We start from the raw sequence: 21613 nt of genomic DNA on the forward strand, positions 1-21613 counted from the left end.
GACGGATCTACGATGTCCGCCATGCCCGACCTGTCCGGTTCGTACGCCGCCGTACGCGCCCTCTCCCCCGGCCCGCGGTTCCGGTCCGCCGCCCGGCTGGCCGTGTGCGCCGCGGTGTCCTGGTACCTCTGCCTCTGGTGGGGCACGAGCACGCTCCCGGTGCCCGCCGCCCTGCCCGCCGTGCTGATCCTCCGTGACGACGTGTACGCCGCACCGCGCCTGGCCCGCGAGCGGATCGCGGGCGTGGCCGCGGGCGTCGCGCTGAGCACGCTCGTGCTGCGCTGGCTCCCGCCGTCCTCGCTGTCGTTCCTGGCCGTGCTGGTCTGCGGCTGCGCCGGCATGTACCTGTTGAACAGGGGTGGTTCGCCCAACCAGCAGGTCCTGATCACCGCCCTGGTCGTGTACGCCACCGCACTGCCCGGCTACCCCCTGGCGCGGCTCCTGGAGAGCGCGGTCGGGGTGGCGGTGGTCGTGCTGCTGGGGCCGCTGCTGTGGCCTCCGGACCCCTACCGGGCCGCCGCGGAGGGGCTCGAGGCCTACCGCTCCGGGGTGGGGGCACTGCTGGAGGGGGTCGCCGCGCGGCTGGCCCGCGGCGGTCCGCCGGCCGGCCCGGAGCGGTCCCCCGACGAGGCTCCGCCCTGGTCGGCGCCCCAGGACTGCCGCGCCCGTTTCGACCTGGCCGAGGCGCAGGTGCGGGCGCTGTTCCGGCCGTTCGCGCCGTTCGGGCCGCTGCGCCGCCGGGCGGTCCGGCCGCCCGCGGGACTCCGCGCGCGGCTGACCCTCGCCACCCGGACCTCCCTCACCCTGCGGTACTTCACGGAGGAGCTCCGGGAACGGGAGCGGGCCGGGGCGGGCTCGGGCGGAGCGGCCGGGGCCGCAGGGGCCGACCCGGCGCTGCACGACCTCGCCCCGCTGGTGCGGGCCACGGCCGACGCGGTGGACCGGGCCCTGCGGGGCGCGGACTTCACGGCGGCGCTCCGGCTGGCTCGCGGTCTCGACCGCGCCCACCGGGAGGCCCACCCGACCCGGCACGAGGCGGTGCTGCGGGCCGGACTGCATCTGACCCACGAGGCGCTCGCCGACCATCAGGCGGCGTCCGGTGCCTGACGGTCCGGCCGGTGTCGGCCGGCCGGACCGCCCCCCGGGCCGCCGCCCGGGCGCCCGCCGTTACGGCACGGGCTGCTGCTGGGTGACGCAGTGGATGCCGCCGCCTCCGGTACCGAGGCGGTCGATGTTGAGCTGTTCTACGACGCGGCCGGGAAAGAGGCGGGTCAGGGTGGCCTTGGCGGCGGTGTCGGCCCGGGTGTCGCCGAAGTGGGCCGAGATCACCGCCCCGTTGCACACGTAGTAGTTGGCGAAGGAGGCGAGGAAGTCCGGGTTGCTCGACCGGATCTTGTAGTAGTCCGGCCCCTGAAGCCGCTCGACGGCCATCGGGGTTCCGGTCGCGGAGGTGGACCCGGAGAGGATCTGGTACTGCTGCCGGGCGTCCTTGGCGTAGACGTCGTTGTCCGAGGCCAGGGGCATCTGGACGAGGGCCTTGCCGGGGGCGAGGAAGCGGGAGGTCGCGTCGACGTGGTCGTCGGTGATGTCCTGGCCGTAGACGCCGTCGAACCAGATCACCTTCGAGGCGCCGTAGGCGGTGCGCAGCGCGGCCTCGATCTGCGCCTGCGACTTGCCCGGGTTGCGGTTGGAGTTGACCAGGCTGCTGCGGGTGGCCATGAGGGTGCCGGCGCCGTCCTGCTCGACGGCGCCGCCCTCTCCGACGAGGCCGGCGACGGTGAAGGGCACGCCGACGTGGGCGGCGATCCGGCCGGCGACCAGGGCGTCCTTGGCGTGGACCTGCTTCCTGCCCCAGCCGTTGAAGCTGAGGCCGACCGCGTCGAGGCGGCCGGTCCCGTCGGTGCGGAAGACGGGACCGGTGTCGCGCATCCAGCAGTCGTCCACGGGGATGGAGGTGAGGACGGTGACGGTCGGGCCGCACAGCGAGCGGGCCCGGGCGGCGCTGGCGGAGTTCGCGCAGAGGTACACGGGCTCGTACTTGGCGATGGTCCGGGCGATGAGTGCGATGTCGGCCTGGACGCCGGACAGCTGACCGCCCCAGATGGAGCTGCTGTCGGGGAAGGCCATCCAGGTGCGGGTGTGCCGGACGTCCTCGATCGGCACGCGGAGGGTGCCGGCGGCCGCGGCGGGGCGGGCGGCCGCCCCGGCGCGCCCTTCGGCCGCGGCGAGCGCGGCGGTCGCGGCGGTGAGGCCGGCCGCGGTGAGGAAGCGGCGGCGGTTCATGCCCGCGCGGGGCGGGCTCGCTGCGTGGTCGTTCATGAGGGGTCTCCTTGGGTGCTCCAACTGCCCCCTGAAGGAGGGGGGTTGACCGGAAAACTAAAACTGGCCAAGCGCTCGGTCAATACTCTGGACGGGATCCTTCCGCACCGGTTGCAGAAGGCCCGGGACCCGTGGTGCTGCCGCTCGTTAGAGTGACGCCATGGCAGCTGCGACGGAGTCCCCGGAGCGCCCCGGACGGGGCCGCTCGGCGAAGGGCGAACAGACCCGCACCCGGTTGATCGCCGCAGCGCGGACCCTGCTGGCGGGCGGGATGAGCGAACGCTTCACCACCCGCAACGTGGCCGCGCTGAGCGGCGTCTCGCACGGGATGTGCCACTACCACTTCCAGGACCGCACCGATCTGGTCCTCGCGGTGATCACGGACATCCGCCCCGAGTGGATCCTGCCGCTGGAGGAGGCGGTGGCCGGACCGGGAACCTTCGAGGAGCGCGCGGAGCGCGTCGTCGAGCTGCTCTCCCGGCCCGAGGGCGCGGAACTCTCCCACCTCCATTCGGCGTTGCACTGGCACGCGCTGAACGACACCCGGGTCCGGGAGGCCCTGGAGGCCGAGTACCGGCGCTGGCGCGGCTGCTTCGTCGCCCTCTTCGGGGTGCTGGCCGGCGAGCGGGACTCCGCCGTCGACCCGCGGCTGCTGGGCGAGGCCGTCGCCGCGGCCGTCGACGGCCTGGCCGCCGTGGACTCCCTCGGCGCCGAGGTCGACCCGGGGCCGGTACTGCGCACGCTGATCCGTACGCTCGCCGCCGGCGCCTGAGCCGTCCCCCCGCTACAGGGCTCGCCGGGCCCCTGCGATCGCCTCCGGATCCCATCCCGGACGGGGTACGGAGTCCAGCAGCAGCCGGGTGTACGGATGCGCGGGCGCGGCCATGACCCGCTGCGTCGGGCCCTGCTCCACCACGGCCCCGTGCCGCATGACGACGATCTCGTCGGTGACGCACCGGACGACGCCGAGGTCGTGGGTGATGAAGAGGTAGCCGATGCCCGTCTGCTCCCGGATGTCGGCCAGCAGGCTGAGGATCTGCGCCTGCACGGACACGTCGAGGGCGGCCACCGCCTCGTCGAGGACCAGCACGGCCGGTTCGACGGCCAGCGCCCGTGCGATGGCCACCCGCTGGCGCTGGCCCCCGGAGAGCTGCCGGGGCAGGGCGTCGGCGGCCCGGGTGCCGAGCCCCACCCGGTCGAGCAGCTCGCGCACCCGGCGGCCGTGGTCGCGGCCCGGGAAGTGCAGGGCCAGGGTCTCGCGCAGGGCCTCCTCGACGCCGGTGCGCGGGTCGAGCGAGAGGTAGGGGTCCTGGAAGACCATCTGCACCTCCCGGGCGCGGGCCAGCCGTCCGGCCCGGCCCCGGGTGCGCACGGTCCGGTCGCGCCCGCGGACCAGGATCTCGCCGGCATCGGCCCGGTCCAGGCCGACGACGATGCGCGCGGTGGTCGTCTTGCCGGAGCCCGACTCCCCCACGATGCCCAGCGATCCTCCCTCGGGGAGGGTGAAGGACACCTCGTGCACGGCGCGCACGGGGCCGAAGGAGCGGCTCAGTGACCGCACTTCGAGGAGCGGCGGGCCCCCGTCCGCGGTGCTGCCGGCCGGCCCGGGCGGGACCGTCCTCCCGGCCTCCGCTGTCCTGCTGTCATCGGCGGACATCGATGGTGCTCCCTTCCAGCCGGTCGCTGTGGTGGCAGGCGGCCCGGTGCTCCGCCCGGTCCGGGGCGGCGGACGGCTGCGGTGCGCGCTGGTCGCAGATCTCGGTGGCGAGCGGGCAGCGGGCCGCGAAGGCGCAGCCCTGCAGGGGTTCGCGCAGGTCCGGTGGCTGCCCGTCGATGGCGGCGAGCCGGCCCGGGGGGCCTTCCATCCGCGGGGTCGAGGCGAGGAGCGCGGCCGTGTAGGGGTGCCGGGGCCGCGCGAACAGGGCCTCGGCGGGGCCGGTCTCGGCGATCCGGCCGGCGTACATGACGTAGACCCGGTCGCTGATGGCGGCGGCGAGGTCCAGGTCGTGGGTGACGAACAGCAGGCCGGTGCCGAAGCGTTCGCGCAGCCCCGCGAGGAGGGCCACGACCTCCGCCTGGTTGGTGACGTCCAGCGCGGTGGTCGGCTCGTCGGCGAGCAGCAGCTGCGGGTTGCCCATCAACGCGGCGGCGATGACGACCCGCTGGAGCATGCCGCCGGAGACCTGGCCGGGGTACTTGCGCAGGACGGACCGGTCCAGGCCCACGGCCTCCAGCAGTGCGGCCGCCCGGGCCTCGGCGTCGCGGCGGTTCGCGGTCCCGGTGAGCGTGACGCCCTCGGTGAGGAAATCGCCGATGCGGCGCAGCGGGTTGACGGCGGCGCGCGGGTCCTGGAAGACCATGGCGGCCGAGCCGGCCCGTACGGAGCGCAGTCCGGCAGCGTCGAGGGTGAGGACGTCGCGGCCGGCGACGCGTACGGAGCCTTCGACGGCCGCGCCGGGCGGCAGCAGGCGCAGCGCGCTGCGGGAGGTGATGCTCTTGCCGGAGCCCGACTCGCCGACGAGGGCGACGGTCTCTCCGGCGGCGACGCTGAGGTCGACGCCGTCCAGGACCGGGCGGGCGGTGCCGGGCAGGGTGATCCGCAGCCCTTGGATGTCGAGTGCGTGGGGGGCTTTCATCGGTCTCTCCTGGCGACGCGGTCGGCCCAGCGCTCGCCCACCACGTTGAAGGCGACCACGGTCAGCACGATGAAGGCGCAGGGCAGGATCGCGGACAGCGGGTAGCCGTGCTGGACGGCGGTCTGCCCGTCGAAGACCATGCGCCCCCAGTCGGGGGTCAGCGCGGGGACGCCGAGGCCGAGGAACGACAGTCCGGCGAGGTCCATGAGGGCGTAGCCGAAGTTGATGGTGGACTGGGCGAGGACGACGGGGGCGATGTTGGGCAGGACGTGGCGCAGGCAGATCTGGAGGCCGGAGTGGCCCTGGACCCGGTAGGCGCTGACGTAGGGGCGGGCCCGCTCGGCGAGGACGAGCGAACGGGTGAGGCGGCTGACGTAGGGCAGGTAGGCGACGGCGAGCGCGATGACCGGGGCGGTCAGCCCCTCCCCGTACACCGAGATGATCAGGATGGCCAGCAGCATGCCGGGGAAGGCGAAGACCAGCTCGGTGCTGCGGGACAGGAGCGAGTCCAGCCAGCCGCCGCGCCAGGCGGCGGCGGTTCCGACGGCCACTCCGGCGACGGTGGAGAAGACCACGACGCCGAGCGGGCCGAGCAGCGAGGTCCGTGCGCCGAGGAGCAGCCTCGAGAGGGTGTCGCGTCCGGCGGCGTCGACGCCGAGGGGGTGCGCGGCGGAGGGTGCGGCGAGGGCGCTGCCGAGGTCAACGTCGTTCGGGTCGTGGGGTACGAGCCAGGGGGCGAACAGCGCGGCCAGGACGACGAAGGCGACGAGGACCAGGCAGACGAGGTGGAGCGGGGAACCCGCGGCGGCGCGGATCCGGCCGAGGCCGGGCCGGCGGGTCAGGACGGCGGTCATGCGGCGGCGCTCCTGGGTCCGAGGGTGACCCGTGGGTCGACGAGGGGCAGCAGCAGGTCCACGAGGAGGTTCACGGCCATGAAGAGGGCGACGATGATCAGGGAGATGGCCTGCACCGTCGGGAAGTCCTTGGTGGTGGTGGACAGTTCGAGGAGCTGGCCGATGCCGCCGACGCTGAACGCGGTCTCCACCAGGATCGTGCACACCAGGAGGGTGGAGACGATGAGGCCGCCGGTGGTGAGGACGGTGCCCAGGGAGTTGCGGAACACATGGCGGCGGACGACCTGGCGTTCGGGGACGCCCCGGCTGCGGGCGACGGTGACGTGCTCGCTGTCGAGGGCTTCGAGCATGGCGGACCGGGTGACGCGGGCGAGCATGCCGACGAGGTAGAGGGCGAGGGCGATCGCGGGCAGGGTGAGGTGCCACAGCCTGTCGGCGAGGCCGTCGCCGGCGCCGCTGCTGGGGAACCAGCCCAGCCGGACCGCGAAGAGGCCCTGGAGCAGGACCGCGGCGACGAAGGACGGCGTTCCGACGGCGAAGGTGGTGGTGACCAGGACCGCCGAGTCGGTGGCGCCGCCGCGGACCGCGGCGAGGCGGCCGAGGAACAGGCCGACGGCCACGACCACGACGAGCGACATGGTGACGAGCAGCAGGGTGGTGGGCAGCCGGTCGGCGAGGAGCCGGGAGACGTCGGTGCGGTAGGTGATGGAGCGGCCGAAGTCGCCCTGGGCCATGTCGCCGAGCCAGCGGAAGTAGCGTACGAAGAAGGGGTCGTCCAGGTGGTACTGGGCGTTGACGGCGGCGAGCGCCTCCGGGGAGGCGGAGCGGCCGGCGAGCAGGAAGCTCGCCGGGTTGCCCGGGGCCAGGTAGAGGGCCCCGAAGACCACGAACGAGGCGGCCAGGAGGGTCGCGGCCATCTCCGCCAGCCTGCGTGCGGCGAATCTGACGAAACTCACAGCGCCGCTCCCACGTCGGCCGCCCACGGGTAGTACATGTAGGCGATGGTGGTGGGGGCGCCGGTGACCCGCTTGTTCATGAAGAGGGCGGTGGGCCATTCGGCGACGGGGATCCACAGCAGCTGTTCGGCGGCGTGCCGCTGGAGCTTGGCCTCGATGTCCATGCGCTGCCCGGTGTCGTAGACGGCGGCCGCCTGGTCGACGAGCCGGTCGTACTCGGGGTCGCTGTAGCCGGCGAAGTTCATGTAGGCGCCGGTCTTGAAGTTCGTCAGCAGGTCGAGCGGGTCGGTGATGGAGTCGTAGTAGGTCAGCGGGAACATGTCGATGCCCTCGCGTGCCGCGGGGTCGGTGAACAGTGCGGTGAAGGCGTTGGGGGCGATGGTCTTCAGCCGGATGTCCAGACCGATGCGGGTGCCGGCGGCCTGGACGGCGGTGGCGAGGAGGGAGACGTCCTGGCCGATGGAGCTGGTGGCCACGGTGAGGGTCTTGCCGGTGGCGCCGGCCTCCTCGACGAGGGCCTTCGCCCGAGCGATGTCCTGCCCGGTGGGCGGCAGTCCGTCGAAGGCGGTCTTCAGGGTGCGTTCGGGTGCGGCGGCCCAGGCGGCCCGTGTGGTCAGCGAGTTGGTGACCGTTCCGGCCCCGCCGAGGCCGGCCTTGACGAAGCCGGTGCGGTCCAGCGCCAGGGAGAGGGCGCGGCGGACCCGTACGTCGCCGAGGGGGCCCTGCATGTTGGTGACGTTGACGTTGACCGTGCTCAGGCCCTCGCCGAAGTAGAGGGTGCCGGAGCCGCCGGCCCGCAGTCGCGCGTAGCTCTCGGTGGGTATGAGGTAGCCGCCGTCGACCTCGCCGCTGAGCATCGCGTTGGTGCGGGCGGAGGGGTCGGTCAGGAAGCGGAAGACGGCCTTCTTGGACTTGGCCTTGGTGCCCCAGTAGTCGTCGAAGCGGTCCAGTTCGATCGACTGGCCCTTGTTCCAGGTGCCGAGCCGGAAGGGGCCGGTGCAGGCGAGGCCGCCGGTGGTCCCGTAGTCCTCGCCGGCCGCCTCGACGCCCGCCTTGGAGGCGACGACCCCGGCCGCGGTGGCCATGTACTGGGGGAACTGCGAGTCGGGCTTCTTCAGTCGGACCGTGACCTGGAGCGGCCCCGTCTTGGTGACGGAGACGACGTTCTGGAAGACCTGGGCCCAGGCGGCGGCGTTGTCGGGGTCCGTCTGGCGGCCGAGGCTGAAGACGACGTCGTCGGCGGTCATCTCGTTGCCGTCGTGGAACCGCACCCCGGGCCGCAGGTCGTACACCCAGGTGGTGGGGTCGGGGTTGGTCGCCTGCCGGGCGAGGCCGGGCTCGGTGGTCAGGCCCGGGGTCCAGCGCATCAGGCTCTCGCACACGTTGGACAGGATCGTGTTCTGCGGGTAGTCGAAGGCGACCGTGTGGTCGAGCGTGGGCGGTTCGGCGTAGACGGCCCAGCTGAAGGAGTCGATGTCGCCGCGGGCCGGCGGCGTCGAGGCGGAGAGCCGGACGTCGGTGACGGCGGCCGGGTCGGTCGCGGGCGGACCGGAGCAGGCCGCGAGCAGGGCGAAGGAGGTCAGGACGGCGGTGGTGACGGCCGCCGCGCGGCCGGGCCGGCGGTGGGGTCGTCTGCCCGTGCGGGTGGGTGAGGAGGTCATCGTCGCGCTCTCTGTTCCGTGAGGGATGCGGTGGGAGGAGCGGGCGGACCGCCGGGGCGGTCCGCCTGGAACGGCCGGTGGACCGGGGTCAGCGCACGGCGGGGACCGCGGGGATCTGCTGGGTGATGCAGTGGACCCCGCCGCCGCCGAACGCGATGGCGAGCGCGCGGACGCCGACGACCTTGCGGCCGGGGTGGGCGGAGGCGATGACGGCGAGGGCCGCCTCGTCCTGGGGCAGGCCCGCCACGGGGACGACTACTCCGCCGTTGGCGATGTAGTAGTTGAGGTACGAGACTTCGATCGTGCCGTCGGCGAGGTCCGTGAAGGCGGTCTGCGGGACGTCGATGATCTCCAGGCGGCGGCCGCGGGCGTCGGTGGTGGCCTCCAGGACCGCCCGGTTGGCGCGCATCCGGGCGTGGTCGGGGTGGTCGGGGTCGTCGGGGAGGGAGACGACGACGGTGCCGGGCGCGGCGAACGCGCAGACCCCGTCGACGTGCCCGTCGGTCTCGGTGTCGAGCAGACCGCCGTAGGGCAGCCAGACGACCTTGGTGACCCCGAGCCGGGCCTTCAGCTCGGCCTCGATCTCGTCGCGGCTCATGCCGGGGTTGCGGTTGGGGTGGAGGAGGCACTGCTCGGTGGTGATCAGGGTGCCCTCGCCGTCGACGGTGACGGCGCCGCCCTCCAGGATCATGCCGGAGGCGATGCGGTCGATCCCGAGGTGGTCCAGCAGCAGGCCGCTGATCCGGTCGTCGGAGTCGAAGGGGTGGTGCTTGCGGCCCCAGGCGTTGAAGCGGAAGTCCACGCCGGCGCGGTTGCCGGTGCCGTCGAGGACGAAGAGCGGGGCGGAGTCGCGGAACCAGGAGTCGTCCAGCGGCAGCTCGACGACCGTGATGGCCTCCTCGTCGCTGCAGTGGGTCCGGGCGTCGGCGCCGTGACCGGGAGGGGCCACCATCGTGACGGGCTCGAACTCGGCGATGGCGCGGGCGACGGCGGCGTACTCCTCCTTGACGTCGGCCAGCACGCTTCCCCAGAGGTCCACCCGTGTGGGCCAGGCCATCAGACAGCCCTCGTGCGGGGACCATTCGGCAGGCATACGGAAATCAGCCATCAGCTGTCTCATTTCTTTGGTTGGCGGAGTCTGGCATCCGACTGAAATTTCAGTCAATTGGCGAGACGCGCAGAGGGAAGATCCTTGGATCGCTTCCGGGGCGCGTCACACTCTCGGGAGTCCGGGCGCCCCGGAGGGGCCGGACGGAGGGGGCCTGCGGAGGAGCGGCCGACGTACAGGGCAGGCCTGCCGGGGCTTCACTGTGGCATTGACTGAATTTTCAGTCAATAGGTACGGCCTGAAACTCCCGCCCCACGAGAGGACGGGAAACGGAAGCGGGTGGGGCGTCAGCCCTGGCGCAGGGCCGACAGCTCGACGTCGATGGCACCGCGCATCAGGTCACGGGCGTGCCCGATGCGGATCCCGCCGCTGAGCCAGCGCATGCTCAGCCCCTCCAGCAGCGCGGTGAGCCGCTCCGCCGCCGCCGCGAGGGAGGACGCGGGGGCCATCGGGTGGACCTGTCCCAGCAGCGCGGCGACCTCCTGGACCCATACCAGAGTTGCCCTGGCGAGGTCCTCGCGCAGCACCTCGTCGAAGACCGCGCTGGCCCGCAGCTCGCCCCAGGCCGAGCTGTTCTCCCGGACCTCCACGGTGTCCTGGAGCTCCAGCAGGAGGGTCTCCTCCAGCTCCTCGCGGGGGGTGAGCGGAGGGTCGTCCGGGTCCCGGTCGGTGGTGTAGCGCTCGGCACGGTCGTTGATGAACTCCAGGGTCTGGCGCAGTACCCCGGTGCGGTCCTTGAAGTGGTAGTAGATCAGGGCGGTGGAGACGCCGGCCTCGGCCGCGAGTTCTTCCACGCGCAGCCCGCGGACCCCGCGCCGGGCGATGACCCGGGCGGCCGCTTCGAGGATCTGAGTGCTGCGAGACGCCATGGCCCGCACCTTACCCGGGGGTTCGGGCACAGAGGTAAGCGGCCCGTCACCGGGTGTGCGCCGCGCGGCGGACCGCCCGGCCGTCAGAGCGCCGGCGGCGGGACCGGCTGCGACTGGGTGGCGCAGTGGATCCCGCCGCCACCGCCGGCGATGCCGTCGATGGGGATCTGGACCACGTACCGGGAGGGGTAGGCGTCCTGGAGGATCGCGCGGGCCGGCTCGTCCGCGTGGGCGTCGCCGAACCGGGGCGCGAGGACGGCGCCGTTCGGCGTGTAGTAGTTGGTGTAGCTGGACAGGAACTCCGCTCCCCCGCCCCGGATCAGGCTGCGGTCGGGGCCGGGCAGCTCGGTGATGACCAGGGGCCGGCCGTGGAGGTCCGTGGCGCCCTGCAGCACGCGCCGGGTCTCCTCGTAGACGGCGATCCACTTGGGGTCCGCGCCGGCTCCGGGCCGGTCGAGGACGACCCGCCCCGGCGCCGTGAAGCGGGCCAGGCAGTCGATGTGGCAGTCGGTGATGTCCGCTCCGGCCAGGCCCGGCACCCAGATGACCTTGCCGATGCCGAGGGCCGCCTTCATCGCGTCCTCGACCTGCTGCCGGGACATGCCCGGGTTGCGGTTGGGGTTCACCAGCGAGCTGACGGTGGCGAGCAGGGTGCCCTGGCCGTCGGTCTCCTGGGATCCGCCCTCTCCGACGAATCCCGCCCGGATCCGCCCCACCCCGTACTCGTCGAGGAGGGTGCCGGCGGCGGCCGCGTCGGCGGCGAAGGGCTGGGCGTACTGCGTGCCCGCCTTGCCCCAGCCGTTGAAGTTGGTGTCCACTCCGGCGACGGTGCCGGGCCCCACCACGAAGGTCGGGCCGAAGTCGCGGATCCAGAGGTCGTCGACGGGGATCTCGATCACGTCGACGGCGTACCGGGCGCCGCGGCCGCGCAGGTGGCGGGCATCGGCCGCCTGCCCGGGGCGGGCCAGCACCACGACGGGCTCGAAGCGCGAGATCTCGTGCGCCATGGCGGCGATGTCGTCGCGGACCCTGCCGAGGGTGTCGCCCCAGACCGAGGAGTGGGCGGGCCACGCCATGAAGGTGCGCACGTGGTCGTCGGTCTCGGCGGGCATGGTGAAGGCCGCCGCGCCGCCGGCCGCGCTCTCCGCCCGCGCGGCGACGGCCGGGAGGGCCGTGCCGAGTGCGGCCAGCGGCAGGGCGGTCGCGCCGAGCGCGAGCAGCCGCCGGCGGGAGGTGGCGTACGTGCCGAACGTGTGTATGGGGACTCCCTGATGAGGACGGGCAGGGGGATGACCGGCATCCTTGCATTGACTGAAAATTCAGTCAAGGCCTGTGGCGTGCCGCGGCCGGGCAGGGCAGGGCCGGATCAGCCCGTGCGGTACTGGTCCACGAGGATCGTCACGCGGCCGTCCTCGGCCGCCTCCACGAGCCGTACGACGGCCAGCTCACTGCGGTCGGGGCTGCGGACGCAGAAGGGGCGCCGCCCCTCCGGCGGACCGAACGGCAGGACGGAGACGGGCCGGGTGTCCATGCCGTGCACGCAGTCGGCGACCGTCGGCCGGTCGGTGTCGGCCACGAAGGAGTCCGACTCCTCCGAGGGGACGAAGGACCGGCCCTCCCGCGCCAGGTACCAGGAGGCGGTCTCGGCCGGGACGACCTTGCCGGCCCGCAGGTCGAACTCGTAGCCGCCGTCGGGAGCGGTCAGCTCCACCTGGGCGTATCCGGGGACGTAGGACTCGGCGGGCGTCCCGGCGGCTCCCCCGCCCTCGGGTCCGTCCAGGTAGTACACGGCGGCGGCGCCGGCCAGCAGGGCCCCGGCCGCCGCCAGGGCGACGGCGGGCAGGCGGCGGCCGCGCCGCGCGGCACGCCGGGGCTCCGGGCGCGGCGGCGGCCCGTACCCGGGGTCCGGCCGCGGCACGGACCCCGGAACCGGAATCGGAGCCGGGGCCGGGGCCGGGGCCGACGGGGCGGGCGCCGGCGGGGGGACCTCCGTGGGGGGCCGGGCGGGCCTGCCGGGCCCGGTCACCGGTGCGGTCACGGTCACCGCCCCCGCCACACCGAGCGCGACCAGGGCGGGGAGCCAGCCTTCGGTGAACTCCGGTCTCGGCCCGACGGCGGGGTGCCCCTGGACGTACGCGATCAGCTCGGCGGTCGTGGGCCGGCCGCCCGGGTCCTTGGCGAGGCACCAGGCGACCAGGTCCCGCAGCGCGGGCGGGATCCGCGTCAGATCGGGATGCTCGTGCACGACCCGGTAGAGGGCGGTGGACTCGGGCCCGTCCCCGAAGGGCGGCGCGCCGCTCGCCACGTACGCGGCGAGCGCGCCGAGGGCGAAGACGTCGGTGGCCGGTGTCACCCGGTGCCCCAGGGCCTGCTCGGGTGCCATGAAGGCGGCCGTGCCGATGCGCAGCCCGGTGCCGGTCAGGGCCGCGGACCCGGCCGCGTGCGCGATCCCGAAGTCGATCACGCGCGGCCCGTCCGCCGCCACCAGCACGTTGGCCGGCTTGAGGTCGCGGTGGACGACACCGGCGCCGTGGATGGCCTGGAGCGCCTCGGCGATGCCCGCGACCAGCAGCAGCACCGTGCGGACCGGGAGCGGGCCGTGGCGGCGTACGACGTCGTGGAGCGAGGGGCCCGGTACGTAGGCGGTGGCCAGCCAGGGAGTGCGCGCGTCGACGCCGAAGTCGACGACCTGCGCCGTGAAGAGCCCGTGGATCCGGCGGGCGCTGGCCACCTCGCGGGCGAAGCGCTCGCGGAACTCGGGGTCGGCCGCGAACTCGGCGCGGACCACCTTCAGCGCGATGGGGCGCCCTCCGGGGGTGTGGGCCAGGTAGACGACGCCCATGCCGCCCGCGCCGAGGCGGGCGTGGAGGCGGTATCCGCCGATCTCGTGGGGGTCGTCGGCGGACAGTCCCGCGGGGGCGGGCTGCAGGCCGGGAAGCGGAGCGGACATGCGGTTGCTCTTTCAACGAGGTGGCAGGTGACCTGATGGCATCGTCGCCCTAACTAAACTTTCAGTCAATGTGTGAGAATACGAGACGCCATATCGCCAGGAGGGATCGACGGTGAGGGACGCGACCGGCACGACGGAGCGCAGACGGGCCATTCTCGAAGGCGCCGCCAGGGTCATCGCACGCCGCGGGGTCCGCGGGCTGCGGGTGGCGGACCTGGCGGCCGAGGCGGGTGTCTCGACCGCTCTCATCTACTACCACTTCAAGGACAGACCCGGTGTGCTGCGGCACGCGCTGGCGTTCATCGGGGACCGTGCCGACCGCTACACCGCTGCGGGGGACGGGGCGGCCGCACCCCCCACCGATCCGCAGGAGCTGCTGGAGCGGACGCTGCTCCTGGAATTCCAGGAGCAGCCCGAAGTCCGCGAGAACAGCACGGCCTGGGGGGAACTGCGGGCCCACACCGTCTTCGACCCGGAGCTGCGGGCGGAGCTGGCCGCCGCCGGCGCGGCCTGGGCGGCCGAGGTCGCGGACCTGCTCGGGGCCGTGTGCCCGGGGGTGCCCGGGCCCGCCGTGACCGGCGCCGCCGAGCGCCTGACCGCCCTGCTGGAGGGGCTGAGCGTCCGCTGGCTCAGCGGCCTGCTGCCCCTTTGGCACGCCCGGGACCTGATGCTCGCAGGGGTCCGCGCGGAGATCGCGCAGCTCGGTTCCGGACACTCCGCGGAGTTTGACTGAAATTCCAGTCAGTGCCAGAGTGGCGACACGGGCCCGTACCGCCGCTGCTGCGTACCGGCCATTCGCAGGGTGGAGAGCGCACCCTTGTCCCAGGAGCTCGTGGTCCTTCGGCCCGGGCCCGCCCCGGCGGGGCGCTCTCGCCCCCCGGCCACGATCGGAGTCATCCCGTGTCGACCCTTCCCCCCACCCGCAGGACCGCCCTCCGCACCCTCGCCGGACTCGGCGCCCTCGCCTTCGGCGCGGCGGCGTGCGGGCCCGGCGAACCGGACCGGCCGTCCGGCAGCACCCCGGCGGGCGCCCAGCAGCCGGCCCCGGCGGGGCCGAAGCGCAGGCTGGGCGCCGAGTGGGAGAGCCACACCCGCACCTTCATGTCCTGGCCGGCGCTCGCCGCGGGCGTGTGGGAGGAGGACCTGCCCTACGTGCGCGAGGACATCGCGCGGATCGCCCGGGCGGTCGGCGAGTACGAGGCCGTCGTGATGATGGCCCGGCCCGACCAGGTGACCGCCGCCCAGCGGGCCTGTGGTTCCCAGGTCGAGGTGATCCCGCTGATGGTCGACGACCTCTGGGCGCGCGACACCGTCCCCGTGTTCGTCGAGGAGGGCGGCAAAGTAGTCGGCGTCGACTTCAACTTCAACGGATGGGGCGGCAAGCAGGACCACCGCAACGACGGCCAGGTCGGCCGGGTCCTGCTCCAGAAGTACGGCATCCCGCGCGTGCAGGCCCCGCTCGTCGCGGAGGGCGGCTCCTTCGAGCCGGACGGCGAGGGCACCCTGATGATCACCGAGAGCTCGATCGTCAACGACAACCGCAACCGGGGGAAGTCCCGGGACACCATCGAGGCGGAGCTGAAGCGGACCCTCGGCGTCGAGAAGGTGATCTGGCTGGCCGGCGTGCGCGGCGAGGACATCACCGACGCCCACGTGGACAGTCTCGTACGCTTCACCGCGCCCGGCGTGGTCCTGCTGGACCGCGCGCACCCCAGCACCCCGGCGGACTCCTGGTCCCGCTCCGCCGACCAGGCGAAGTCCGTGCTGTCGAAGGCCACCGACGCCCGCGGGCGGCGCTTCGAGGTCATCGACCTGCCGCAGCCGGACCTGAACCGGATCACCGGACGCGGCGACGACTTCGTGTCGACCTACGCCAACTTCTACATCGCCAACGACTCTGTGTTCATGCCGAAGTTCGGTGACCGCAAGGCGGACGACCGCGCCCGGGCCATCCTGCAGGAGCACTTCCCGAAGCGGGACGTCGTGCCGGTGCAGATCGACACGATCGCCTCCGGCGGTGGCGGCATCCACTGCTCGACCCACGACCAGCCCGGCAAGCCCGCCGCCTGACCTCCCCCGCCCGTCCGTACGTCCCCGCACCACCGGAGTCCACGTGCCACCGTCCCGACGCTCCTCCCCCGCGCGCCGTGTCCGTCCGATCCCGGCCCTGGTGCTGGCCGCCGTGCTGGCGGCGGTGGTCGTGGGGGCGTGGCTCCAGTTCGGCGAGCGGCAGGCGCTGGACACGGTGCACACCGCCGGCCGAGCCGAACGCGACCGGGTGGACGTCGTGGCGACCGTCCAGCGGGTCGACGCGGCGGCCCGGGAGATGGTGCTGCGCGTCCAGGTCGCGCCCCGGGGTGCGCTCGCCGAGGCGGACGGGGTCTCCCCCGCGGACGACCTCACCCTCCAGACCTCGACGGCCACCCGGGGCGACCTCACCTTCAAGGCCCACCAGCGCATCTCGTCCATGGACGTACCGGTCGCCCTCGCCGGCGGCTCCATCGCGGACTACCCGTTCGACTCCTACGAGACGTCCGTCGAGTTCGGCGCGGTCTCCGGCGGTGAGAAGGTTCCGGTCCGCGTCCTGTTCACCAACAACGACGTCTCGTTCTCGGCCGCCGTGGACGCCTCCACCGCGGACGGCGTGGCCCTGCTCGACATCGGGCTGGCCCGCTCCAACAGCGTGCTCTTCTTCGCGGTCTTCATGATGATCGCGATGTGGGCGCTGGCCGTGTCCGTCCTGATCGGCGGCTGGTACCTGGTCACCCGCCGCAAGGGGCTCACCTGGCCCGCCCTGGGCTGGATGGCCGCCACCCTCTTCGCCCTGGCCGCCTTCCGCAACACCGCCCCCGGCACACCGCCGATCGGCTGCCTGCTCGACTATCTCGCCTTCCTCTGGGCGGAGATGATCGTCGCGTTCTGCCTGATCACCGTGGTGGTCTCGGGCATCCGCGCGGAGCCGCCGGCCGACGCGCCGACGGCGCCCGGTTCCTGAGCCACCCCTCCCCCGCCGTCCGCCCGACTCCCCCGGGACGAAAGCGATGTGACACTTCGTCCATGGACATGGGCCGGGAAGCACGCTGGGAGAAGGACGCGATGACGGTGGAGATCGCCTTCGCGCTGGTGACGGCCGCCGTACTGGCCGCGGCGGTGTTCGCCGTCGCCCTCGGCCTCACCCTGGTCCTCGGCATCTCCGGCCCCGCGGGGAAGCGCACGCTGACGGGGGGTGCGTTGCTGGGGGCGGCGGCGGGGCTGTGGCGCGTGGTGCGGGTCCTGCGCCGCTTCGACGCGCGGCGCCGCCGGGGACGCTGACCGCGGTCCCCGATTGCGGACGGCGGGTTGCGCTGATTGCCCGGATCGTCCCTGTGTTGACCCTGCGGGCTTCCTTAAGGGAACTTGAAGAACCCCTCCGGAGAGCTCTTTTGGCTGATCACCGGCCTAGGCTCGGGCGGACCCCCCTCCTCCCCTTCTCCTGTGAGGTGTTACCGGAATGAGCCGCAGCCGAAACCCCGAGACGCAGTCCCGTGCCGAGGCGCGACGGAAGAAGACGATGCGCACCCGCATCGTGCTGTCCGTCACGACGGCGGCCGCGGTGGTGGCGGTCGGGGTCGCGGTGGCCGACTCCGACGGTGAGGCCCGTACCGACCGGCGGACCGACACCGCCGCCGGTACCGCATCCGGGTCGGACACGGCGTCCACGGCCTCCGAGTCGGCCACGCCCGAGGCCTCCGCCACGGCCGAGGCGAGCGCGAGCCCGTCCGCGACGCCCGACGCCTCCGCCTCCCCGTCGGCCGCGCCCAGCGAGGCCCCGGCGGCCGACGCCGCGCCCAAGGCCGCTCCGGCCGAGGGGGCGAAGCCCACGCGCAAGCCCACCTCGTCCTCGGGCGGCGGCTCCGGCACCTCCGGTGGTTCCGGGGGCGGTTCCGGCAGCTCGGGCGGTTCCGGTGGGGGCGGTGGCGGTGGCGGCACGGTCAACACCGACGCCGAGTCCGCGGTCCTGGCCCTGGTCAACAAGGAGCGCGCCGCGGCCGGCTGCGGCCCCCTGACCGCGAACGCCAAGCTCAGCACCGCGGCGCGCAAGTACAGCGACACCATGGCGAAGGCCGGTGTCATGTCCCACACCGGACCCGACGGCTCCACCATGACCTCCCGGGTGGAGGCCGCCGGCTACGCCTGGTCCCGCCTGGGCGAGAACATAGCCCGCGGGCAGTCCGATGCCGACGCCGTCATGAAGGCGTGGATGAACAGCTCCGGGCACCGGGCCAACATCCTCAACTGCGGGTTCAAGGAGATCGGCATAGGCGTCCACAAGGGCGACGGCGGCCCGTGGTGGACCCAGAACTTCGGCGCCCCGAAGTAGCGGCTCCCGCGCGGCCGCCAGGTACCGGCGCCGGACGGCGCCGGCCCGTCCCCCTCCCCGTCCTCTTCCCCGGACCGGGGAGGGGGACATCGCCGTGCCCGGGTCCCGCCGCGGGGCCTCCGGGCCGGCGCCCGGTCCTCTTCGGGGGAGCCGTTGACGCGCCGCGCGGCGCGTCCGCCAGTATGGGGCCGTGCCCCGAACTCCGCGCTACCTGCTCATATGGCTGTCGTGCACGGCCGCCAGCGTGACTGCCGTGCTGGCCACGGTCCAGTTCGTGGTCGGCTCGACCCGGCATTCGCCGCCGGTCGCCCGGTCCGCCCCCATGGTCATCGACACCCCGCCGGCCTGGCTGGCGGGGCAGAGCCCGTCGCCGGACCCCGCGTCCCCGACCCCCTCCGCGAGCCCGTCGCCCACGGCGACGCAGAAGCCCTCCCCCAGCGCCTCGACGCCCGGCTCGCCCAGGGCCTCGGCGGTGAGCTCCCGGTCCACCGCGCCCCGTACGTCGGTCGACTGCGAGGAGGGCGGGGCCGGGCTGCACACCGTCCCCTCCCAGGGCGGCAAGGTGACGGTGCGGTACGGCAGCCGGGGCGTGTGCCTGATCTCGGCCATCCCCAGCCGCGGTTTCAAGGCGACCACCTCGCAGACCTCGGACAGCACCCTGTCGGTCACCTTCAGCAGCTCCGACCACCGGTCGGTGGTCACCGCGACGATCGATCCGAACGCCAAGGCCAGCGTCCGCGAGTCCTCGTTCTGACCCCGCCCGGCACCGTCGCGGCCGATCCGCACGGCTCGCACCTTCCGCGCCTTCCGCTCCTTTCGTCGGATGCAGGTGCATTCGCGGGCCCGTGGACCGGGCTCCGGCGAAGCGGAATCTGAGCTCTTCCTTAGGGCAAGCTCAAGATCGTGCGCAAGCGGTTCCGGGGGCCCTCCGCGGACCTATGCTCGCGTCAGCCGAGCGGCAGCCGACGCCGGGAAACCACACCCCGGAGGACCGTCGGGCCGCCGGCTTCCCCGAGCCGGGAGGCGTTCCGCCCGTCCCGCAGTCCGAACCGTGCCCCTGGGGTGTATCCGTCATGAGTTCTCGCATGCTCCGACCCGTCCGCACCGACCGACGCGACCCGGCGGCCCGCTCCGCCGCCCCCCTCGGGAGGCGGCTGCCGCTGGTCGCCGCGGCGGTGGTCGCGGCGGGTCTGACCGCCGCCTGCGGTCCGTCCTCCGCGCCCGCGGGTTCCTCGGCCCCGGCGGCGGAGCAGTCCGTGGCGGCGCTCCCCTCCACGTCGGAGTCCGCGGTTCCGTCGCCCGAGGCCTCCGGCAGCGCGTCCGCCTCGCCGTCGGCGTCCGCCCCGGCGTCCGCGTCCGCCTCCGCGGGCGCACCGGCCCCGTCGTCGGCTCCCCCGCGCACCGGGTCGGGCTCCGGTTCCGGATCCGGCTCGACCTCCGCCAAGCCCGCCCGTACCTCGGCCGCACCGGCCCCGGCGCGCGTCCCCGGCCCGGGCTACGACAGCTCGGCCGACGGCCGGCAGCTGGTCGACGCGGCCCTGCGCGCGGCCAAGGCCGACGGGCGGATGGTGCTGCTCGACTTCGGTGCCAACTGGTGCGGCAACTGCAAGGCCGCCGACAAGGTCTTCGCCCAGCAGCAGACGTCGGCGATCCTCGGGGCCTCGTACCACCTGGTGAAGATCGACATCGGTGGCAGCAGTTCCGCGAACTCCGCGCTGCTGCGCCAGTACAGCCCCTCCGGCGGGACCTACAAGATGCCCGTCCTGGTCGTCGTCTCCCCCTCGGGCACGGTCCGCGTCGACACGCACGTCACGGGCAACCCGGCCCTGACCTCGGACGGCATCAACTCCTTCCTGCGCAAGTGGGCGCCGTGAGACGACCGCTCCTCGTGGCCGCGGCCGGCCTCGCGCTGGCCGCCGGCTGCGTCCTCGCCGTGACCGCGGCGGACGACGGCGCCGACGGGGCGCCGGGCGGGGCACCCGGCGCCGTACGGGCCGCGGCACAGGCCACCGTCCTGGCTCCCGGCGACCGGCAGGACGCACCCGCCCTGGCGGGCGGGGACCTGAACGGGCGGCCGGTCGCCCTCGACGGGTTCCGGGGCGACGTCGTCGTCCTCAACGTCTGGGGTTCCTGGTGCGCGCCGTGCCGTGCGGAGGCCGGCGATCTGGAGCGGCTGAGCCGCGAGACCCGCTCTGCCGGGGTCCACTTCCTCGGCATCAACACCCGGGACCGGGACCGGAGCGCGGCCCTGGCCTTCGTCCGCTCCCACGGTCTGAGCTTCCCCAGCCTGCACGATCCGGACGGCGACCTGCTCCTGCGCTTCCCGCCGGCGCTGCTCAACCCGCAGGCGGTCCCGTCGACCCTGGTGATCGACCGTCGTGGTCGCGTGGCCGTCGCCATCGGGGGCGCCGTCACCGACGAGCAACTGCGGCCCCTGGTCACGCGCGTGGCACAGGAGGACTCATGACGACGCCCATGGACCTGGTCCTCGCCGCCGACGCCCCCTCCCTGGTCAACGGGACCCTCGCGATCGCCGCCCCGGTGGCCTTCGCCGCGGGGCTCGTCTCCTTCCTCTCCCCGTGCGTGCTCCCGCTCGTACCGGGCTACCTCAGCTACGTGACGAGCCTGTCGGTGGCGGACCTGGCCGACGCCCGCGGCGGGCGGCGCGGCCGGATGGCGGCCGGCGCCCTGCTGTTCGTCCTGGGATTCACCGCGGTCCTGGTGTCCGGCGGCGCCCTGTTCGGCTACTTCGGCCGCACGCTGCTGGCCCACCAGGAGATCGTCACCCAGGTACTGGGCGTGCTCACCGTGCTCATGGGACTGGCCTTCATGGGCTTCCTGCCCGGCTTCACCCAGCGGGAGCTGCGCAGCCACCGGCGGCCGGCCCTGGGGCTCGCCGGCGCCCCGCTGCTGGGCGCGGTGTTCGCGGTCGGCTGGACACCGTGCATCGGTCCGACCCTGGCCGCCGTCCAGGCACTCGCCTGGACCGAGGCGAGCGCGGTCCGCGGGGCCCTGCTGATGGCCTCCTACTGCCTGGGGCTGGGGCTGCCGTTCGTCCTGGCCGCGCTGGCGTTCCGGCGCGCCCTGGGTGCGTTCGGGCTGGTCAAGCGGCACTACCCGTGGGTCCTGCGGTTCGGCGGCGGCATGCTCGTGCTGGTGGGCGCCCTGCTGGCCACCGGCGTGTGGAACGACATGGTCTACGGCCTGCAGTTGTGGAGCGCGGACTTCGGCACGGCCCTCTAGCGCCGCGCGAACCGGTCCGGTTCCTCCCCCGCTCTTCCCGCCCCTCCCACTCCTCCCGATCCGCGAACACAGAGGCAGAGATGAACGTTTCCCCCTACTCGGCGCCGTCCCGGAAGGCCCGCGCCGCGGCCGTCCTCGTCTGCCTGGCGGCCCTCACCGCGTGCGGCGGTCAGCCCGCCGGGGGTGCCGGCGCCGGATCCGCCGCCCCCACGACGCGCTTCAGCGAGAACGGGGTCACCGTCGTGCTGTCGGTGTCCGCGTGGAAGGGCTCGCAGGGCACCCTCACCGCCGTCTTCACCCCGGAGGAGAAGGGATTCCACCTGTACAGCACAGACCTGCCCGCCACCGGCGTCGACGGGGTCGGCCGGCCCACCTCGGTGGCCGTCGACGGCGCCCTCGCCGCGCAGGGCGGGCTGAGGGCGGGCGCCGAGGTGCGGTCCATCCGCGTACCGGGGGTCGATTCGCCCCTCCCCGTCTACCCGGACGGCCCGGTCACGACGACGCTGCCGGTCCGCGCCAGCGGGAACGGCGACGCCCGGGTGCTCGTCGGGTACGCGAGCTGCAGCGCGGAGGAGGGCTGCACCATCCCGGTGGCGGACCGCCCCGTGCGGCTGCGCGTGACCGCCGACGGCCCGGTCTTCGAGGCGCCGTAGGCCC

22 protein-coding genes are annotated in these 21613 nt (G+C 73.9%); 11 read left to right on the top strand and 11 right to left on the bottom strand.

The features are described from left to right. Positions 1-21 precede the first annotated feature (21 nt). Positions 22-1107: an FUSC family protein gene (locus ACPU2J_RS05060; protein ID WP_423832841.1), complete on the top strand. Its 1086-nt coding sequence runs from the start codon at positions 22-24 to the stop codon at positions 1105-1107. A gap of 60 nt (positions 1108-1167) precedes the next feature. On the opposite strand, the gene ACPU2J_RS05065 is transcribed toward ACPU2J_RS05060, so the two are convergent. Further along, positions 1168-2319 carry an agmatine deiminase family protein gene (locus ACPU2J_RS05065; protein ID WP_423832842.1) on the bottom strand — a complete coding sequence of 384 codons (1152 nt, stop codon included), beginning with the start codon at positions 2317-2319 and terminating at the stop codon, positions 1168-1170. Positions 2320-2479: 160 nt separating this feature from the next. Here ACPU2J_RS05065 and ACPU2J_RS05070 point away from each other — a divergent pair, with 160 nt between their 5' ends. Continuing rightward, complete coding sequence (locus ACPU2J_RS05070; RefSeq protein WP_389070339.1) at positions 2480-3091, top strand: TetR/AcrR family transcriptional regulator; 612 nt, start codon at positions 2480-2482, stop codon at positions 3089-3091. A gap of 12 nt (positions 3092-3103) precedes the next feature. Here ACPU2J_RS05070 and ACPU2J_RS05075 read toward each other — a convergent pair whose 3' ends face one another. The 9 genes from ACPU2J_RS05075 to ACPU2J_RS05115 form a co-directional block, all read right to left on the bottom strand. Next, positions 3104-3976 carry an ABC transporter ATP-binding protein gene (locus ACPU2J_RS05075; protein WP_423832843.1) on the bottom strand — a complete coding sequence of 291 codons (873 nt, stop codon included), beginning with the start codon at positions 3974-3976 and terminating at the stop codon, positions 3104-3106. Next, the gene (locus ACPU2J_RS05080; protein ID WP_423832844.1) at positions 3963-4955 is read right to left on the bottom strand and encodes an ABC transporter ATP-binding protein; all 993 of its coding nucleotides are present in this window, start codon (positions 4953-4955) and stop codon (positions 3963-3965) included. Before ACPU2J_RS05080 ends, ACPU2J_RS05075 begins: the two co-directional genes overlap by 14 nt. After that, positions 4952-5809 (bottom strand): ABC transporter permease, encoded by an 858-nt coding sequence (locus ACPU2J_RS05085; protein WP_420081554.1) that lies wholly within the window; start codon positions 5807-5809, stop codon positions 4952-4954. Before ACPU2J_RS05085 ends, ACPU2J_RS05080 begins: the two co-directional genes overlap by 4 nt. Next, positions 5806-6765 carry an ABC transporter permease gene (locus ACPU2J_RS05090; RefSeq protein WP_420081553.1) on the bottom strand — a complete coding sequence of 320 codons (960 nt, stop codon included), beginning with the start codon at positions 6763-6765 and terminating at the stop codon, positions 5806-5808. Before ACPU2J_RS05090 ends, ACPU2J_RS05085 begins: the two co-directional genes overlap by 4 nt. After that, a complete protein-coding gene (locus ACPU2J_RS05095; RefSeq protein ID WP_420081552.1) occupies positions 6762-8426 on the bottom strand; it encodes an ABC transporter substrate-binding protein in 1665 nt (554 codons plus the stop codon). The genes ACPU2J_RS05090 and ACPU2J_RS05095 overlap by 4 nt, the downstream gene beginning before the upstream one ends. Positions 8427-8514: 88 nt before the next feature. Beyond that, complete coding sequence (locus ACPU2J_RS05100) at positions 8515-9534, bottom strand: agmatine deiminase family protein (protein WP_423832845.1); 1020 nt, start codon at positions 9532-9534, stop codon at positions 8515-8517. 287 nt (positions 9535-9821) lie between these two features. Then, entirely contained in the window at positions 9822-10403 is a 582-nt protein-coding gene (locus ACPU2J_RS05105) for a TetR/AcrR family transcriptional regulator (protein WP_420081550.1), read from the bottom strand. A gap of 83 nt (positions 10404-10486) precedes the next feature. After that, entirely contained in the window at positions 10487-11515 is a 1029-nt protein-coding gene (locus ACPU2J_RS05110; RefSeq protein WP_423832846.1) for an agmatine deiminase family protein, read from the bottom strand. A gap of 254 nt (positions 11516-11769) precedes the next feature. After that, complete coding sequence (locus ACPU2J_RS05115) at positions 11770-13353, bottom strand: serine/threonine-protein kinase (RefSeq protein ID WP_423832847.1); 1584 nt, start codon at positions 13351-13353, stop codon at positions 11770-11772. Positions 13354-13465: 112 nt separating this feature from the next. On the opposite strand from ACPU2J_RS05115, the gene ACPU2J_RS05120 reads away from it, so the two are divergent. The 5 genes from ACPU2J_RS05120 to ACPU2J_RS05140 all read left to right on the top strand — a co-directional run bounded on the left by ACPU2J_RS05120 (position 13466) and on the right by ACPU2J_RS05140 (position 17713). After that, positions 13466-14086: a TetR/AcrR family transcriptional regulator gene (locus ACPU2J_RS05120; protein ID WP_423832848.1), complete on the top strand. Its 621-nt coding sequence runs from the start codon at positions 13466-13468 to the stop codon at positions 14084-14086. A 167-nt stretch (positions 14087-14253) separates the two neighbouring features. Further along, positions 14254-15423 carry an agmatine deiminase family protein gene (locus ACPU2J_RS05125; protein WP_423832849.1) on the top strand — a complete coding sequence of 390 codons (1170 nt, stop codon included), beginning with the start codon at positions 14254-14256 and terminating at the stop codon, positions 15421-15423. A 43-nt stretch (positions 15424-15466) separates the two neighbouring features. Next, complete coding sequence (locus ACPU2J_RS05130; RefSeq protein WP_423832850.1) at positions 15467-16348, top strand: DUF4436 family protein; 882 nt, start codon at positions 15467-15469, stop codon at positions 16346-16348. A gap of 62 nt (positions 16349-16410) precedes the next feature. Next, positions 16411-16665 carry a DUF6332 family protein gene (locus ACPU2J_RS05135; RefSeq protein WP_361599933.1) on the top strand — a complete coding sequence of 85 codons (255 nt, stop codon included), beginning with the start codon at positions 16411-16413 and terminating at the stop codon, positions 16663-16665. A gap of 178 nt (positions 16666-16843) precedes the next feature. After that, on the top strand, positions 16844-17713 hold the full coding sequence (locus ACPU2J_RS05140) for a CAP domain-containing protein (protein ID WP_423832851.1): 870 nt from the start codon (positions 16844-16846) through the stop codon (positions 17711-17713). Positions 17714-17920: 207 nt separating this feature from the next. On the opposite strand, the gene ACPU2J_RS05145 is transcribed toward ACPU2J_RS05140, so the two are convergent. Continuing rightward, positions 17921-18499 (bottom strand): hypothetical protein, encoded by a 579-nt coding sequence (locus ACPU2J_RS05145; RefSeq protein ID WP_391347554.1) that lies wholly within the window; start codon positions 18497-18499, stop codon positions 17921-17923. Positions 18500-18798: 299 nt separating this feature from the next. Between ACPU2J_RS05145 and ACPU2J_RS05150 the strand changes: the two genes are divergently transcribed. The 4 genes from ACPU2J_RS05150 (at position 18799) to ACPU2J_RS05165 (ending at position 21609) form a co-directional block, all read left to right on the top strand. Beyond that, complete coding sequence (locus tag ACPU2J_RS05150; RefSeq protein ID WP_420081543.1) at positions 18799-19587, top strand: thioredoxin family protein; 789 nt, start codon at positions 18799-18801, stop codon at positions 19585-19587. Continuing rightward, the gene (locus ACPU2J_RS05155) at positions 19584-20180 is read left to right on the top strand and encodes a TlpA disulfide reductase family protein (protein WP_420081542.1); all 597 of its coding nucleotides are present in this window, start codon (positions 19584-19586) and stop codon (positions 20178-20180) included. The genes ACPU2J_RS05150 and ACPU2J_RS05155 overlap by 4 nt, the downstream gene beginning before the upstream one ends. Next, positions 20177-20956, top strand: a complete 780-nt coding sequence (locus tag ACPU2J_RS05160; RefSeq protein ID WP_420081541.1) for a cytochrome c biogenesis CcdA family protein — start codon at positions 20177-20179, stop codon at positions 20954-20956. The genes ACPU2J_RS05155 and ACPU2J_RS05160 overlap by 4 nt, the downstream gene beginning before the upstream one ends. 80 nt (positions 20957-21036) lie before the next feature. Beyond that, the gene (locus ACPU2J_RS05165) at positions 21037-21609 is read left to right on the top strand and encodes a hypothetical protein (RefSeq protein WP_423832852.1); all 573 of its coding nucleotides are present in this window, start codon (positions 21037-21039) and stop codon (positions 21607-21609) included. Positions 21610-21613 lie beyond the last annotated feature (4 nt).

The organism is Streptomyces manipurensis, from assembly GCF_049570255.1.
In the GTDB taxonomy this organism is placed as follows: Bacteria; Actinomycetota; Actinomycetes; order Streptomycetales; family Streptomycetaceae; genus Streptomyces; species Streptomyces manipurensis.

What these genes read in the sequence shown, in the direction of transcription:
- ACPU2J_RS05060 (WP_423832841.1), top strand. Translation starts at nt 22, where the DNA reads ATGCCCGACCTGTCCGGTTCGTACGCCGCCGTACGCGCCCTCTCCCCC.
- ACPU2J_RS05065 (WP_423832842.1), bottom strand. Translation starts at nt 2,319, where the DNA reads ATGAACGACCACGCAGCGAGCCCGCCCCGCGCGGGCATGAACCGCCGC.
- ACPU2J_RS05070 (WP_389070339.1), top strand. Translation starts at nt 2,480, where the DNA reads ATGGCAGCTGCGACGGAGTCCCCGGAGCGCCCCGGACGGGGCCGCTCG.
- ACPU2J_RS05075 (WP_423832843.1), bottom strand. Translation starts at nt 3,976, where the DNA reads ATGTCCGCCGATGACAGCAGGACAGCGGAGGCCGGGAGGACGGTCCCG.
- ACPU2J_RS05080 (WP_423832844.1), bottom strand. Translation starts at nt 4,955, where the DNA reads ATGAAAGCCCCCCACGCACTCGACATCCAAGGGCTGCGGATCACCCTG.
- ACPU2J_RS05085 (WP_420081554.1), bottom strand. Translation starts at nt 5,809, where the DNA reads ATGACCGCCGTCCTGACCCGCCGGCCCGGCCTCGGCCGGATCCGCGCC.
- ACPU2J_RS05095 (WP_420081552.1), bottom strand. Translation starts at nt 8,426, where the DNA reads ATGACCTCCTCACCCACCCGCACGGGCAGACGACCCCACCGCCGGCCC.
- ACPU2J_RS05100 (WP_423832845.1), bottom strand. Translation starts at nt 9,534, where the DNA reads ATGGCTGATTTCCGTATGCCTGCCGAATGGTCCCCGCACGAGGGCTGT.
- ACPU2J_RS05105 (WP_420081550.1), bottom strand. Translation starts at nt 10,403, where the DNA reads ATGGCGTCTCGCAGCACTCAGATCCTCGAAGCGGCCGCCCGGGTCATC.
- ACPU2J_RS05110 (WP_423832846.1), bottom strand. Translation starts at nt 11,515, where the DNA reads ATGCCCGCCGAGACCGACGACCACGTGCGCACCTTCATGGCGTGGCCC.
- ACPU2J_RS05115 (WP_423832847.1), bottom strand. Translation starts at nt 13,353, where the DNA reads ATGTCCGCTCCGCTTCCCGGCCTGCAGCCCGCCCCCGCGGGACTGTCC.
- ACPU2J_RS05135 (WP_361599933.1), top strand. Translation starts at nt 16,411, where the DNA reads ATGGACATGGGCCGGGAAGCACGCTGGGAGAAGGACGCGATGACGGTG.
- ACPU2J_RS05140 (WP_423832851.1), top strand. Translation starts at nt 16,844, where the DNA reads ATGAGCCGCAGCCGAAACCCCGAGACGCAGTCCCGTGCCGAGGCGCGA.
- ACPU2J_RS05150 (WP_420081543.1), top strand. Translation starts at nt 18,799, where the DNA reads ATGCTCCGACCCGTCCGCACCGACCGACGCGACCCGGCGGCCCGCTCC.
- ACPU2J_RS05160 (WP_420081541.1), top strand. Translation starts at nt 20,177, where the DNA reads ATGACGACGCCCATGGACCTGGTCCTCGCCGCCGACGCCCCCTCCCTG.
- ACPU2J_RS05165 (WP_423832852.1), top strand. Translation starts at nt 21,037, where the DNA reads ATGAACGTTTCCCCCTACTCGGCGCCGTCCCGGAAGGCCCGCGCCGCG.